We start from the raw sequence: 14,139 nt of genomic DNA, 5'->3' as shown, positions 1-14,139 counted from the left end.
TCCAAGTCTCCGCCCAACAGGAGACGTCATTCGAGGAGAGCAAGAGACATGACCCGCCCCCAGACGGTCTTCCGCCCGAAGTTCCTGCGCCCCGCCGCCCTGCTGCCGCTGGCGCTGATCGCCGCCGCCTGCACCGCGCCGCTGGATTACGACCTGCGCGGGCAGATCGGTGCCTTCAACACCACCAAGGCCGCCCAGACCGCAACCGAGAGCCGCCCGGCGCCGGACTCGCGCGGGCTGATCACCTATCCGTCGTATCAGGTGGCGGTGGCGCGCAATGGCGATACCGTCGCTGATCTGGCCACGCGGGTCGGCCTGCCTGCGGTGGAGGTCGCCCGGTTCAACGGCGTCGAAACCCGCGATCCGCTGCGCAAGGGCGAGGTGCTGGTGCTGCCGCGCCGTGCCCCCGACGCCTCGGCGCGCGGCGGCAACCGCAGCCCCGGCGGCGTCGACATCGCGTCGCTGGCGGGCAACGCCATCGACAGCGCCCCGGCCAGCTCGCCGAATCCGGGGTCGGTGACCACCACCACGCTTCAGGAGACGCCGGCCAAACCCGCGCCCACCCGCGTCCAGGAGGGCCCGGAGCCGGTGCGCCACAAGGTGACGCGCGGCGAAACCGCCTATACCATTGCCCGGCTCTATCAGATCCCGGTCAAATCGCTGGCGGAATGGAACGGGCTGGGCAGTGACTTTGCCATCCGCGAAGGCCAATACCTGCTGATCCCGCTGAAGGACCCCAACGCCCCGGCCCCCACGCCGGAGGCCACCGAGGCCGCGGTGACCGCGCCCGGACAGGGCAGCGCCACCCCCACGCCGCCCAGCGCCACCAAGCCGCTGCCGGATGAGGAGGTCGCCCCCGTCGCCAACGTGACGTCCGAGCCCAAACCTTCGGTCGATGTCGAACAGCCCACCCGCGCCTCGCAGGCGGCGATGGGCTATCCGGTGACCGGCAAGATCATTCGCGCCTACTCCAAGGGCAAGAACGACGGTATCGACATCTCCGCCGCGCCGGGCAGCGCGGTAAAGGCCGCAGAGGCCGGCACGGTGGCCGCGATCACCGCCGATTCCAACAAGGTGCCGATCATCGTCATCCGCCACGACCGCAACCTGCTGTCGGTCTATGCCAATGTGGATGGCATCAAGGTCAAGAAGGGCGATCGCGTCAATCGCGGCCAGTCCATCGCCCAGCTGCGCGGCACGGCCGAAGAGGCCTATGTCCATTTCGAGGTTCGCGACGGCTTCGAAAGCGTCGATCCGCTGCCCTATCTGCAATAAGGCCACGGCGGGGCCAGCTGCCCTGTCTGCCTGACCATTGTGCCCCACAAGTGTGCCCCACAAGGGGATCGCGCGCCGCGCCCTCAGGGTGCGGCGCTGCCGCGTGAGGCCCCGTGTTTTTCCGCGTCGGGTTCATAGTCCTGCAAACGCTTGCCGGGTTCATCGACAAACAGTTCGGGCAAGGGCTCGGCGCTCTCGATCAGGTCGACGCGGAACACCCGAAAATCCCCCCGCGTCTCGCACCATGCGGTCAGGGTCCAGACCCGGCCCCAATACTCCATGTGCAAGGGGCGGATCACCCGCTCGGTGAGGGTCTCGTCAATGCGGCGATAGCGCAGGGCGAGTTTCTGGCGGGCCTTGATCGCCGCCCGCAGCGTCGGCATCCAGGTAAACCCGCGCGCCGCGTCGGCAAAGGGGTAGACCGCGAACTTCCAGGCATCCGCCTCTGTCACCGTCTCAATGGGCAGCACCGCGTCGACCTTGGTGGCGAGGCTCTCTGCCGCGGCCTTCAGCTCCGGATCGGCGGCTTCGGCCACGATCGCCATGCCGAGGTTGAGCGCCTCCAGCTCGGACGGGGTCAGGGTCAGCGGCGGCAGGGTGATCGCCTCGCGCACCAGATAGCCGACACCGCGCTCGCCCTCGACCGGCACGCCCGAGGCCACCAGCGTGTCCATATCGCGATAGATGGTGCGGGTAGAGACCTCCAGCCGTGCGGCAATGTCCTGCGCCCGGTGCAATTTCCCGTCGCGCAGGATCTGGATAATCTCAAAGAGGCGGTCGGTGCGGCGCATGGAGAGATCTTTCACCTGCGCCGCACCTCAAGGTCAACCCATGGCAGGCGCCGGTTGCATCGTCCACATCTGCGTTTCATGCCGCATCACCAGGCTGCTCTGGTCGATCATGCGCATGATGTCGGCGGTGCAGTCGGCTTGCGGAAACTTGGCGCTGGCCTCCTGCGCGGCCGCCAGATCGGCCCAGATCACATAGTCCATCCAGGTGCCGTCCTCGCCCTTGGACAGGCGCCGGTCAACAAAGCCGCGCATGCCGCCGATGAAGCTGTCGGTCTTTTGGGTTGCGGCCACATAGTCGGCGTCGCTGACGCCCGGGTTCAGTTTGAAGGTTACCACTTCCACCACGGTCTTGGTCATCTGTCGTCATCCTTGTCTTGACGGTTTCGATGATCCTGTCCTAGACCAGAGCAACTGACATAAACCTGTCAGTTGAGTGCGGGCCTGCGGAAAAAATCGCAGATCCGGGGCCGATCGGAGGGCGCGATTGCCAGCCTGTGCTTTGCTCCGGCCCATGCAGCGCCTAACACTCGAGGCAGGACACCGTATTTCGGCGCTTCGGACCAGGTCCCGCGCCCCGCATAACGAAAGGCAAACCCCATGCTGAACAACATCGGCCTTCCCGGCATTCTCCTCATCGCTGTCGTGGTTCTGGTTCTCTTTGGCCGCGGCAAGATCTCTTCGCTGATGGGCGAAGTGGGCAAAGGCATCACCTCCTTCAAGAAGGGCATCAGCGAGGGCAGCAAGGAACTGGAAGACGACGCCGCCGCAGAGGCCAAGGACGTCACCCCCGAAGCCGACAAAGACAAGGCGTAACCCCTAGATGTTCGATCTTGGCTGGACCGAGCTTCTGGTCATTGGCGTTGTGGCCCTGATCGTGGTCGGGCCCAAGGATCTGCCCAAGTTGTTCCGCAACGTGGGCCGGTTTGTGGGCAAGGCACGCGGCATGGCCCGCGAATTCAGCCGCGCGATGGAAGACGCGGCGGATGAGGCGGGCGTCAGTGACATCCAGAAGAGTTTTAAAACGGCGACGAACCCGATGGGGTCGGCGATGGACAGCGTCAAACAGGCCACGCGTGACCTGACCGATTCCATCGACCCGACGAAATTCGACCCCGACAGCGAGACCGGCAAGCTGGCCGCGGAACGGGCCGAAAGCGCCAAGAAGATCCAGGCCGCCACCGCGCGGGCCGCGGCAGAGCGCAAGGCCAAGGAGGCCGCCGAGGCGATGGCCAAGGCAGAAGAAGCCGAGGCGGCCCTGTCTGCACCAGCCAGCAGCGCGCCGTCTTCCGACAGTGAGACCAAGGCATGAGCCAGACAGAAGATCTTGACGATTCCACAGCGCCGCTGATCGAGCATCTGGCGGAGCTGCGCAGCCGCCTGATCCGGGCGGTGATCGCCTTTGCCGTCGGCATCGTGCTGGCCTTCATGGTGGCAGAGCCGATCCTGCAGTTCCTGGTGGCCCCGATCGAGCAGACCCTGCGCGAATTGGGCGATCCCTCCCCGACGCTGCAATATACCTCGCCACAGGAATATCTGTTCACGCTGTTCCGGATCTCCATGGTGTTCGGCTTTGCGCTGTCCTTCCCGGTGATCGGCTTCCAGCTGTGGCGGTTCGTGGCACCGGGTCTCTACAAGAGCGAAAAGGGCGCGTTTCTGCCGTTCCTCATTGCCTCGCCCTTCATGTTCCTGCTGGGCGCAAGCTTTGCGCAGTTTGTGGTGACCCCGCTGGCGATGCAGTTCTTTCTGGGCTTTGCGGACGTGAGTTCGATCTTTGCCGGTCTGTTGTCGCAGGCCACCGGCGGCGAAGTGCCGGCGGATGTTGCAGTGGTGCCGGAAACCTCGGAAGGGGTGAAGATCACCTTCTTTGGCAAGGTGAACGAGAGCCTTGATATCACGCTCAAATTCATCATGGCCTTTGGCCTGTGCTTCCAGCTGCCGGTGCTTCTGACCCTGATGGGCAAGGCCGGTCTGGTGAGTGCCGAGGGGCTCGGCGGTATGCGCAAATATGCCGTGGTGGCCATTCTGGTGCTGGCCGCGCTGGTCACCCCGCCGGATGTCATCACCCAGGTGATCCTCTTCACGGTGGTCTACGGGCTTTATGAGGTGTCGATCTTCCTCGTCGCCCGTGTCGAGAAAAAGCGCGAGGAACAGCTGCGCGCCGAAGGCTACTACGATGACGAGCTGGACGGCGAGTAAGCTCCGCCCCCTGCAATGACCCAATCAGAAGGCGCGTCCCACGGGGCGCGCCTTTTTTGGTCTCGGCCCGGGCCGGCCGGCGGGGGGCTCGCTTTGGGGCGCAACTGGACAGCGGCGCCGGCGCGCGGCACTCTGGTTGCGATTTGAGTACATCATTGGAGCCCAGCCATGTCAGTGTCCGATCCCAGGGTGGAGGCGTATTTTGTCGCCTTGACCCGCTGGCAAGAACCGCTCATCGCCCTGCGCAGGATCCTGCAAGACAGCCCGCTGGCGGAGGATTTCAAATGGAATTCCCCCTGCTACACCTACAAGGGCAGCAATCTCGCCACGCTCTGGGCGATGAAGGACTATTGCTCGGTCTCGTTCTTCAAAGGGGTCCTGCTGGAGGACCCCGATGCGCGTCTGGTCGCCCCCGGCGCCAATTCCCGGTCCATGCGGGTGATGCGGTTTACCACCGCGGCCGAGGTGGCGCACGACGCCGATCAGCTCCGCGCATTTGTCGGGCAGGCCATCGCAGCCGAAGACGCCGGTCTGACCGTCCCCTTCCCGAAGGATGATCTGGAGTGGCCGGAAGAGCTGATCGCCCGTCTGGAGACGGATGCCGCACTGGCCGAGGCATTTGCCGCGCTTACGCCGGGTCGGCAGCGCGGCTATGTCCTGCATGTGTCAGGTGCCAAACAGGCCAAGACACGCAACGCCCGGATCGACAAACACGCGCCGCGCATCCTCGCCGGCAAGGGGCTGCACGACCGGTGACCCACCACCCAGTCGCTTCCGGGGGGCGGCAGCCGGGGCCGGATCTGGCGGCTGCCTCTTGCCGGGTGCGGCGGAACATGGTTTGTCACGCCCGAGACGCACAGGAGGACCCCGAGCGATGGCGCAGGATTTGGATCACGACACACTCAGCCGCATTGCCGAGGCGCTGGAGCGCATGGCCCCGGCCCCGCTGGCGACACCGGATTTTGCGGCGGCTTCTGGGTTCGTCTGGCATGTGGGCCCGGACCGGCTGGAGCCGGTGCCCGAGATCAACCGAGTGGAGCTGGATCTCCTGGTGGGGATTGACCGCTCGCGCGACACGCTGTTGGACAACACCCGCCGGTTTGCGGCAGGTCACGCGGCCAACAATGCGCTGCTGTGGGGCGCGCGCGGCATGGGGAAATCCTCGCTGGTGAAGGCGATCCACGGTTCCCTGGTGGCCACGCATCCCGACCTCAAGCTGGTGGAGCTGCAACGGGAGGACCTGCCCTCGGTCGCGCGCCTGCTGAACCATCTGCGCGGCGCGCCCTACCGGTTCATCCTGTTCTGCGATGACCTGTCGTTCAGCCATGACGACCAGCATTACAAGAGCCTGAAGGCCGTGCTGGATGGCGGCATCGAAGGCCGGCCCGAGAATGTGGTGTTCTACGCCACCTCCAACCGCCGCCACCTGATGCCCCGCGACATGATCGAGAATGAGCGCTCCTCGGCGATCAACCCCTCCGAGGCGGTGGAGGAGAAGGTCTCGCTCTCGGATCGTTTTGGTCTTTGGCTTGGGTTCCACCCCTGCAACCAGGACGCCTATCTGGCGATGATCGCGGGCTATTGCGCCGCCTATGGCGTCGAGGTCGATGCCGAGACGCTGCGGGCCGAGGCCGTCGAATGGCAGGCCACGCGTGGCGCCCGCTCGGGCCGGGTGGCGTGGCAGTTCTTCACCGATCTGGCCGGGCGCAAGGGGGTGGCGCTGCGCTGACATTGGCGCGGGTCCCCGCCGCGTCCCGGCAGGGGCGCGGCGCCCGGCCCAACGGTTTTGATCGCCGCCCTGCGGCGATGGAAACGGGCGGGAGCGCCCCCGGCGGGCCTTCTACCCCAAGGGCGGTCGTCCCCGATCTCCGGGAAACCGCCCCCTTCCTCGGGTAGCCCTTACCCCAGTTCGAAACTTGTCACGCCGTAGATCAGATCCTGTGCCACTTCGGGCGCCTTGCCGCGATACATTCGGGCGGTCTCGAACACCGGTTGCAATCCCAGCGATTTCGCCAGCTCTACCGCGCTGGTGTTGGTCTCGGGCACGTCGAGAAAGATCTCCTGATCCTGCGGCCAGTCCTTCAGCAGCCCCGCCAGAACCGACAGCGCCGCCGCCCGATGGGTGGCCACCAGCGGGCCGATCTTGGCCCCGGTGCGACAGCGGCGCAAGGTGCCGAACCCCTGCATCTCGCCGTCGGCATGGACCGCGATGCTCACATGCCCCGGCGCGCTGAGCCAGGCCTGCCAGAAACTCGGTCGCGGCGCGGGAAACACCCGCGCATCCAGCCCCGCCACCTCGGGCGACAGCCCGTCGAGCCAGGTCAGCGTAAAGGCATCCGACACCTTGAGCCGCCCCTCGGGCACCCCGCCGAACCGGATATTGCGCCAGGCAAACTCGAACCCGGAACGGCGATAGGCCTCCTGCTGCGCCACCACCCCGTCGAGCCCGACCGTGCGCCGACCGGCATGCTCCAGCGCCTTTTGCCACAACGCATAGCCGTAGCCCTGCCCCCGGTGCACCGGGTCAACGATATAAAAACCGAGAAAGGCAAACGCCGCGCCATAGGTCACGACCGAAATACAGGCAATCATCTCGCCGTCGAGGAAACCGCCCCAGAACCCCTGACCGTCCTGCACGGCGAAACAGGCGGCATCCTGGGCGCCCGGGTTCCAGCCCACGCGCGCGGCCCAATCCACGGCGGTGTCGATTTCATCCCGCGACAGCGGGCGGATTTCATAGTGTTCCAACATGGCGACCTCCGTCGATTCCGCGGCCACCATGACGGAGGAAGATCACCGTGGAAAGACGAAACACCGATCACGCGGGACGGTCAGCCACATCGCGCGCCCCACCGCCGGCAGAAAGACATTGGGCACCGTCGCCTTCAGAATCGACCCGTCGAAATCCATCCGGAACTCGACCAGGCTCTCATTGCCGAGAAACCGCGCCCGCTGGACCACGCCACGGGCGGGCACACCCTGCGTGTGGGTAGCCTCCGGTCCGCGGCCGTTGCGGTCGAAATCGATACGGATGTGTTGCGGGCGAAAGACGATCTCCACGTCCGTGCCATCCGGCACCCCGGGCGCCAGGAACTGCCCGAAGGGCGTATCCGCCAGGGCGCCGTTGACCCGCGCCGGCAGCGTGTTCACATCGGAAAAGAAGGCCACCGCCGCCTTGTCCACCGGGCGGGTGTAGACATTGTAGGGCGCCCCCTGCTGCACGATCCGGCCGTCGCGCATCAGCGCGATCTCGTCGGCCATGCGCATGGCTTCCTCCGGTTCATGGGTGACCAGCAGGACCGCGGTGTCCTCTTCTTTCAGCAGACTCAGTGTCTCATCGCGAATACCGTCGCGCAGCCGGTTGTCGAGCCCGGAGAAGGGCTCATCCATCAGCATGATCTTGGGGCGCGGCGCCAGCGCCCGGGCCAGCGCCACCCGCTGCTGTTCGCCGCCAGACAGCTGATGCGGATACTCGTCGATATACTGGCCAAGCGAGACCCGATCCAGCAGCTCGCGGGCGCGGGCGCGTTTCTTCTCCTTCGCGCCCTTCAGGCCAAAGGCCACGTTGTCCCCCACGCTCAGATGCGGAAACAGCGCAAAATCCTGAAACATCAGTCCGATCTCGCGCCGCTCCGGCGGCACCCGGAACACGGTGTCGCAGATCAGGCTGCCGTCGACATAGATTTCGCCAGCGTCCTGCATCTCCACGCCTGCGACCATGCGCAGGGTTGTGGACTTGCCACAGCCCGACGGGCCGAGGAGACAGGTGACCTGCCCCGGCAGGACCCGGAGGGACACGTCATCCACCACCGCGCGCCCGTCAAAGAAACGGCGCAGGTTGCGGATCTCCAGCCGCGGCGTCACCTCATGGCCGTCAGCCTGGGCGGGCGGCAGCGCGGATTGGGTCATCTGCTCGGACATTGCGGGGCCTTCTATCCTGTGTCGGGTGCACATTGGGGCATCGCGGGCTGATACCAAGCCGGCGCAGGTCAGGCAAGGAGCTCCACCTCGCCTTCGGCCCGCGGCACCCCATTGACCAGCAGCGTCACCCGATGCGCCCCCGGCAGCAAGGTAAAGGTGGAGGCCTGCGCCTTCAGCGGATGCGATTTCTGCAGGCTGAGCCCGTCGGCGCCGAGGCTGCCGGTCTTCCACTTGAAGACCTTGGTGGCGGTCTTGCCACCGGCGCGCTGAAAGGTCAGCGCATAATCCACGAGCACCCGCGCGCCCCGCACGCCCTGCACATCGGCCCCGAGGGCCAGCTTGTCGCCGATGCGCACGCTGGCGGGCAGTTGCAACCGCGCGGTCAGCTCCAGATCCGGGTCATAGCCCAACAGCCGCAAGGCCCGTGGATCGCCCGCCTTCACCAACCCGCGCAGCGCGTGTGCGGTGATCCAGTCCAGCTCTTTCTGCGCCTGCATCCCCTGCCCTTGCCAATCGGTCAGCCGGTCGATGACGATCTGCGGCTCCTTCTTGGCAATGTCGTTGAGGTGGTTGGCAACCGATCGGGTCACAAAGCGCGCCGGGTCCCGATGCAGCCGGTCGAGGATCGGCAGCGGCGCCTCCAGCGGCAGGTTCACCGCTAGCCCCCAGGGCAGACGCGGCCGGCTGCCCTCGCTGGCCAGCCGGCGCACGTGGTAATGGTCATGATCCGTCCACTGCATCATGCGGGAGAGCACCGGATCGGGCCAGCGTTTCAGCAGGGGGCGCAGGGCAAACTCCATCGAAAAGCGCTGGGTGAGCGCTTCGAGCGTGTCGAGCGCCAGCGGCAGATCAGCCTCCTGCGTGGTCAGCGCCGTGACCCATTCGCCCAGCGGGGCAAAGATGAAATCGCCGAAATCATCATCGCGCAAGCTTGGATCAAGCGGCGGCGGCAGGGCCGCCACAATCACCGGCGCCACCTGCGACAAGGGGCCCGGCACATACACCGCAAGCTGCTCGGCAATCCAGTTGATACGGTCCTTCAGTTCCAGATCCAGCAGCCGCGCCATCACCGACGCCTCGAACCCCGCAGCGTCGAAATCGGAGGTCGCGCTCGCAAACAGACCAGCGAGGTAGCGGGTCTTCTGAAGATTGAACAATTGGTCCTTCAAGGAGAATTTCTCAGCCATGGATCAGATCGTCATATTGGTGGCGCCACCGTCCAGAAGGATATTCTGGCCCACGATGAACCCTGCGTGCTGCGAACAAAGGAAGGCGCAGGTTGCGCCGAACTCCTGCCGGGTGCCGTAGCGCCCCGCTGGGATGGTGGCGGCGCGTTGGTCGCGGGCCTCGTCGAGACTGATCCCCTGGGACTGCGCCACCCCGGTATCAAGCGACACGGCCCGGTCGGTGGCATGGATCCCCGGCAGCAGATTGTTGATCGTCACGCCCGCCCCGGCCACCTGGCGCGCGGTGCCCGCCACATAGCCGGTCAGCCCGGCGCGGGCGGAATTGGACAGGCCCAGCGCTGCGATCGGCGCCTTGACGGATTGCGAGGTGATATTGACCACCCGGCCCCAGCCCTTGTCCATCATTTCCGGCAGTAGCGCTTTCATCAGCGCGATCGGCGTCAGCATGTTGGCGTCAAGCGCGGTGATGAAATCGTCGCGGTCCCAATCGCTCCAGACGCCCGGAGGCGGGCCACCGGCGTTGGTCACCAGAATGTCGACGCCTTTGGCGCGTTCGATCAGCTCTGCGCGCGCGCCTTCATCGGTCACGTCGCAGGCGGCCGTATCCACGCGAACGCCAAACCGATCCCGGAGATCCTGCGCCGAGGCTTCCAGTGCCTCGGCACCACGGGCATTCATCACCAGGTCGACACCGGCCTCTGCCAATGCTTCTGCACAGCCCAGACCCAACCCTTTGCTCGATGCACATACCAATGCGCGCTTTCCGCGAATACCCAGATCCATGACACTTCTCCCCATGCGTGTGGTTTGCCAGACCCTGCCAGCCGCGCAGGGGATTGACCAGCCGGCACAGAGCGCCCGGACCAGAATTTTTCCCGCCAGCGCCCGGTTCTCGCCCAAGTGTGAACCTAGTGTTTACCAAGACCCGCGCAATATCGGGTGTCCTGTTCGAGGCGCCGCGCCCCCTGAAACCCAAAGCCTGGACCACCGCGCATGATCAACGTGAGCCGCACCGCCCATTCCATCCAGTCGCTGCCGGCCTATCCGGCGGACCTGTTCCGCGCCAGTTTCGGTGTGAACGCAGGCGATCCGATCAGCATCCTGGACGAGCTGGTGATGGATGATGTCTATGAATTGCGCAGCAGTGCCAGCCCGGCGCGGCTGGGCATTTGCGCGCAGCTGGATGGCGGGTTTTCCGTGCATCGCGACAGTGCGCTCGGCACGCCGGGGGCGCCCTTGTTCCTGGATGGCGTCGTGACGCTGATGCCGGAGCTCGGCGCTGCGGTGGAGGCGCTGTTGATCGTCGAAACCGATCCGGAGGGCATGATCGCGGCGATCTACCTGCTGCCACAGGCCCCAATGGTCCCGTTTACAGGCTATCGTCTGGTGAACGGCACGCGGCAGGGCCTGCAGCACCGGCTGGCGCAAATGTCCTGCGTCGCCTTTGCGCGCGGCACCCGCATCACGCTGGCCACCGGCGCGCAGCGCGCCATCGAGGATCTGCGCCCCGGTGATCGCATCCTGACGCGCGACAGCGGCGCGCAGCCCATCACCTGGATCGGCCAGACAACGCTGCGGGCGGTGGGGGAAATGGCGCCGATCCTGATCCGCAAGGGAGCGTTGAACAACGCGCGCGACCTGCTGGTCAGCCCGGATCATCGGCTGATGGTCTATCAGCGCTCCGATGCCCTGCAGGCGGGTCGGCTGGAACTGTTGCTGCGCGCCCGTGATCTGGTCAATGGCGATACCGTGGTGGTGCAGGATGGCGGCTTTGTCGACTATTTCCAGATCCTGTTTGACCGGCATTACATCATCTATGCCGAGGGCATCGCGGCGGAGTCGCTCCTCGTGGACCCGATCTCGCAGCCGACCCTGCCGGCAGACGTGCAATGGCGCATGCGCACCACGCGACGCCATGGCGCGCGGGCCGATCATGGGCTGGACGTCAAGCGGCCGCTTCTGGAAGAGCGGCCGGATGCGGTGGACCTGCTGCGGCGGGCCTCGCTGCGCTGATCTGCGCCCATGGGCAGCGGAGCTGCGCGTACACTCAGCCCCCGCAACGTCGGCACCTTTCGCGGCACGCAGGCCCCGGCCCGCTGACGAGCGGGCCGCGGTCAGTCACCGCGCCGCTGCTGCATCCGGGCAAAGCCCGCACCTTCGCTCATGCCAGCGAGAAACGCATCGGCAACCCCTGGCGCGGTCGCCGCATGACCATTGGGATGCGCCACCGGCGGCGCGGTTGCGACCGGGGCATCCTCGCGGTCAGACGTCCGGTCACCGACCATCCCCTTCAGCAGCAGGAACACCCCTGACAGGCCGAACCAGATGCAGGTCAGCACAAAGGCGGCCATCGCGTGCCCCTGCCCCGCCTGCAGCAATGCGACATAGAGCGAGGCAGAGCCAAACCCGGCACCAACCGCGGCACACCCCGCACTCAGCAGGGAGAACTGGACCCGGCGCGCGCCACGCCGGGCCTTGGATTTGATGTGACCCAGCATCGGATCAGCGGCGATTGCTCAGATACCCCAGCGCAAAGCCCAGCCCGGCCGCAATTGCGGTGGCGGTCAGGGGCTGCGCGCGCACCGCGTCTTCGGCCTGACGGGTCATCTGGGCTGCGCCATCGGCCACGGCCTGGCTCTGTTCGCGTGCAGTGTCCCGCGCGGCGTCCCGCGCCTTGCCTGCGCGATCCTTGGCGAGGTCGGAGACGGATTTGCTGAGCGCGGAAATGTCGGAGCGCAGCACGTCCATCTGGGTTGCAATGTCTTCGGTGGACGGGGCGGCTTGATCCTTCGGCATGGGAAATTCCTTTCCGTTTTGTTTCGCGTTCGAAGAGGAAACGTGACGCCGCAGGATTTTGTTCCGCGAAAATTCACGGGGGTCGCAATTCCTCCCGCCTCCGGTCTGGTGTCTCGTCTGACGACAAGACGCCCAGTCCGGCGTTGGGCATGGCTCACAGCCCCGGTGCGGGGCTGTGAGCCTCGCCGGGCCGAATGGCCCGGCGCCCGGCCCAACCGGACGCGGGGTGCCCCGTATGGGGCGCACCGACGGATGGGCGGGAGCGCCCCCGGTCCTGCGCCCCCTCCGATCATGGCACAGACACCGCTTTTCCTTGCCTCGCACCCGCTTTCTGGCTAAGGCCAGCCCCATGTTGGACACCGCTCATAACCGCCCCGATCTGCCGCCGGAAATCGCGCGGCGCCGCACCTTTGCGATCATCTCGCACCCGGATGCGGGCAAGACCACCCTGACCGAGAAGTTCCTCCTCTATGGTGGCGCCATCCAGATGGCCGGACAGGTGCGCGCCAAGGGCGAAGCACGGCGCACGCGCTCTGACTTCATGCAGATGGAAAAAGACCGCGGCATCTCCGTCTCGGCCTCAGCGATGTCCTTTGATTACGGCAATTTCCGCTACAATCTTGTCGACACCCCCGGCCACTCGGATTTTTCCGAGGACACCTATCGCACGCTCACGGCCGTAGATGCAGCCGTCATGGTGATCGACGGCGCCAAGGGCGTCGAGAGCCAGACCCAGAAGCTCTTTGAGGTTTGCCGCCTGCGCGATCTGCCGATCCTGACCTTCTGTAACAAGATGGACCGCGAAAGCCGCGACACCTTTGAAATCATTGACGAGATTCAGGAAAATCTCGCCATCGACGTCACCCCGGCCAGCTGGCCCATCGGTGTGGGGCGCGATTTCATCGGCTGTTATGACCTCTTGCGTGACCGGTTGGAGTTGATGGACCGCGCCGACCGCAACAAGGTTGCCGAGAGCATCTCCATCAACGGGCTAGATGATCCCAAACTGGCCGAACACGTGCCCGAACACCTCTTGGAAAAGCTGCTCGAAGAGGTCGAAATGGCGCGCGAGCTGCTGCCCGCACTCGACCCGCAAGCGGTGCTTGAGGGGCATATGACCCCGATCTGGTTCGGCTCTGCGATCAACTCCTTTGGCGTGCGCGAGCTGATGGACGGCATCGGCGCCTACGGCCCCTTGCCGCAGGTCCAGTCCGCCGAGCCCCGCCAGATCGCCCCCGAGGAAAAGAAGGTCGCGGGCTTTGTCTTCAAGGTGCAGGCCAACATGGACCCCAAGCACCGCGACCGCGTCGCCTTTGTGCGACTGGCCTCGGGGCATTTCAAACGCGGCATGAAACTCACCCATGTGCGCACCAAGAAACCGATGGCGATTTCCAACCCGGTGTTGTTCCTCGCCTCCGACCGCGAGCTTGCCGAAGAGGCGTGGGGCGGTGACATCATCGGCATCCCCAACCACGGCCAGCTGCGCATCGGCGACACGTTGACCGAGGGCGAGGCCTTGCGCGTCACAGGTATTCCGTCCTTTGCGCCGGAACTGTTGCAAGGCGTGCGGGCGGGCGACCCGATGAAAGCCAAGCATTTGGAAAAGGCGCTGATGCAATTCGCCGAAGAAGGCGCCGCCAAGGTGTTCAAACCCTCGATCGGCTCGGGCTTCATTGTCGGCGTCGTCGGCCAGTTGCAGTTCGAAGTGCTCGCCAGCCGGATCGAGATGGAATACGGCCTGCCGGTGCGTTTTGAGGCCAGCCAGTTCACCTCGGCGCGCTGGGTGCATGGCGACAAGGCCGCGGTGGACAAATTCACCAACGCCAACAAACAGCACATCGCCCATGATAACGATGGCGACATCGTTTACCTGACGCGTCTTCAGTGGGACATCGATAGGGTGGAACGGGATTATCCCGACTTGAAACTCTCCTCCACCAAGGAAATGATGGTCTGAGACCGCGGGCGCCCTT

General features: G+C 65.5%; 16 protein-coding genes. 8 read left to right on the top strand and 8 right to left on the bottom strand.

Annotated features, from left to right (window positions below):
- The first annotated feature begins 48 nt into the window (after nucleotides 1-48).
- Nucleotides 49-1,275 (top strand): M23 family metallopeptidase, encoded by a 1,227-nt coding sequence (locus MHM97_RS16120; protein ID WP_239323382.1) that lies wholly within the window; start codon nucleotides 49-51, stop codon nucleotides 1,273-1,275.
- An 83-nt stretch (nucleotides 1,276-1,358) separates the two neighbouring features.
- Here the strand turns inward: MHM97_RS16120 and MHM97_RS16115 are convergent, their stop codons facing one another.
- Nucleotides 1,359-2,066, bottom strand: a complete 708-nt coding sequence (locus tag MHM97_RS16115; RefSeq protein WP_239323381.1) for a helix-turn-helix transcriptional regulator — start codon at nucleotides 2,064-2,066, stop codon at nucleotides 1,359-1,361.
- A 33-nt stretch (nucleotides 2,067-2,099) separates the two neighbouring features.
- Nucleotides 2,100-2,423: a hypothetical protein gene (locus MHM97_RS16110; protein ID WP_239323380.1), complete on the bottom strand. Its 324-nt coding sequence runs from the start codon at nucleotides 2,421-2,423 to the stop codon at nucleotides 2,100-2,102.
- Nucleotides 2,424-2,663: 240 nt separating this feature from the next.
- On the opposite strand from MHM97_RS16110, the gene MHM97_RS16105 reads away from it, so the two are divergent.
- The 5 genes from MHM97_RS16105 (at nucleotide 2,664) to MHM97_RS16085 (ending at nucleotide 5,991) form a co-directional block, all read left to right on the top strand.
- On the top strand, nucleotides 2,664-2,879 hold the full coding sequence (locus tag MHM97_RS16105; RefSeq protein WP_239323379.1) for a twin-arginine translocase TatA/TatE family subunit: 216 nt from the start codon (nucleotides 2,664-2,666) through the stop codon (nucleotides 2,877-2,879).
- 7 nt (nucleotides 2,880-2,886) lie between these two features.
- Nucleotides 2,887-3,375, top strand: coding sequence for a Sec-independent protein translocase protein TatB (gene tatB, locus MHM97_RS16100; protein WP_239323378.1), 489 nt, complete (start codon nucleotides 2,887-2,889; stop codon nucleotides 3,373-3,375).
- Complete coding sequence (gene tatC, locus MHM97_RS16095; protein WP_239323377.1) at nucleotides 3,372-4,262, top strand: twin-arginine translocase subunit TatC; 891 nt, start codon at nucleotides 3,372-3,374, stop codon at nucleotides 4,260-4,262. Before tatB ends, tatC begins: the two co-directional genes overlap by 4 nt.
- 168 nt (nucleotides 4,263-4,430) lie before the next feature.
- Complete coding sequence (locus tag MHM97_RS16090) at nucleotides 4,431-5,018, top strand: YdeI/OmpD-associated family protein (RefSeq protein WP_239323376.1); 588 nt, start codon at nucleotides 4,431-4,433, stop codon at nucleotides 5,016-5,018.
- A 118-nt stretch (nucleotides 5,019-5,136) separates the two neighbouring features.
- Nucleotides 5,137-5,991 carry an ATP-binding protein gene (locus MHM97_RS16085; RefSeq protein WP_324634618.1) on the top strand — a complete coding sequence of 285 codons (855 nt, stop codon included), beginning with the start codon at nucleotides 5,137-5,139 and terminating at the stop codon, nucleotides 5,989-5,991.
- Nucleotides 5,992-6,161: 170 nt separating this feature from the next.
- Here MHM97_RS16085 and MHM97_RS16080 read toward each other — a convergent pair whose 3' ends face one another.
- The 4 genes from MHM97_RS16080 to MHM97_RS16065 form a co-directional block, all read right to left on the bottom strand.
- Nucleotides 6,162-7,013: a GNAT family N-acetyltransferase gene (locus MHM97_RS16080; RefSeq protein WP_239323375.1), complete on the bottom strand. Its 852-nt coding sequence runs from the start codon at nucleotides 7,011-7,013 to the stop codon at nucleotides 6,162-6,164.
- Nucleotides 7,014-7,055: 42 nt separating this feature from the next.
- The gene (locus MHM97_RS16075; protein ID WP_239323513.1) at nucleotides 7,056-8,171 is read right to left on the bottom strand and encodes an ABC transporter ATP-binding protein; all 1,116 of its coding nucleotides are present in this window, start codon (nucleotides 8,169-8,171) and stop codon (nucleotides 7,056-7,058) included.
- Nucleotides 8,172-8,251: 80 nt separating this feature from the next.
- Entirely contained in the window at nucleotides 8,252-9,370 is a 1,119-nt protein-coding gene (locus MHM97_RS16070) for a hypothetical protein (RefSeq protein ID WP_239323374.1), read from the bottom strand.
- A 3-nt stretch (nucleotides 9,371-9,373) separates the two neighbouring features.
- A complete protein-coding gene (locus MHM97_RS16065; protein WP_239323373.1) occupies nucleotides 9,374-10,153 on the bottom strand; it encodes an SDR family oxidoreductase in 780 nt (259 codons plus the stop codon).
- Nucleotides 10,154-10,363: 210 nt separating this feature from the next.
- Between MHM97_RS16065 and MHM97_RS16060 the strand changes: the two genes are divergently transcribed.
- Nucleotides 10,364-11,383 carry a Hint domain-containing protein gene (locus MHM97_RS16060; RefSeq protein WP_239323372.1) on the top strand — a complete coding sequence of 340 codons (1,020 nt, stop codon included), beginning with the start codon at nucleotides 10,364-10,366 and terminating at the stop codon, nucleotides 11,381-11,383.
- 101 nt (nucleotides 11,384-11,484) lie between these two features.
- On the opposite strand, the gene MHM97_RS16055 is transcribed toward MHM97_RS16060, so the two are convergent.
- Nucleotides 11,485-11,868: a hypothetical protein gene (locus MHM97_RS16055; RefSeq protein WP_239323371.1), complete on the bottom strand. Its 384-nt coding sequence runs from the start codon at nucleotides 11,866-11,868 to the stop codon at nucleotides 11,485-11,487.
- A gap of 4 nt (nucleotides 11,869-11,872) precedes the next feature.
- Entirely contained in the window at nucleotides 11,873-12,166 is a 294-nt protein-coding gene (locus tag MHM97_RS16050; RefSeq protein WP_239323370.1) for a DUF883 family protein, read from the bottom strand.
- A gap of 349 nt (nucleotides 12,167-12,515) precedes the next feature.
- Between MHM97_RS16050 and MHM97_RS16045 the strand changes: the two genes are divergently transcribed.
- Nucleotides 12,516-14,123: a peptide chain release factor 3 gene (locus MHM97_RS16045; protein ID WP_239323369.1), complete on the top strand. Its 1,608-nt coding sequence runs from the start codon at nucleotides 12,516-12,518 to the stop codon at nucleotides 14,121-14,123.
- Nucleotides 14,124-14,139: the final 16 nt, after the last annotated feature.

The organism is Epibacterium sp. Ofav1-8 (assembly GCF_022348185.1).
In the GTDB taxonomy this organism is placed as follows: Bacteria; Pseudomonadota; Alphaproteobacteria; order Rhodobacterales; family Rhodobacteraceae; genus Epibacterium.
Note: the sequence above shows the minus strand (reverse complement) of the source record. Positions and strands in the feature narration are given on the sequence as shown.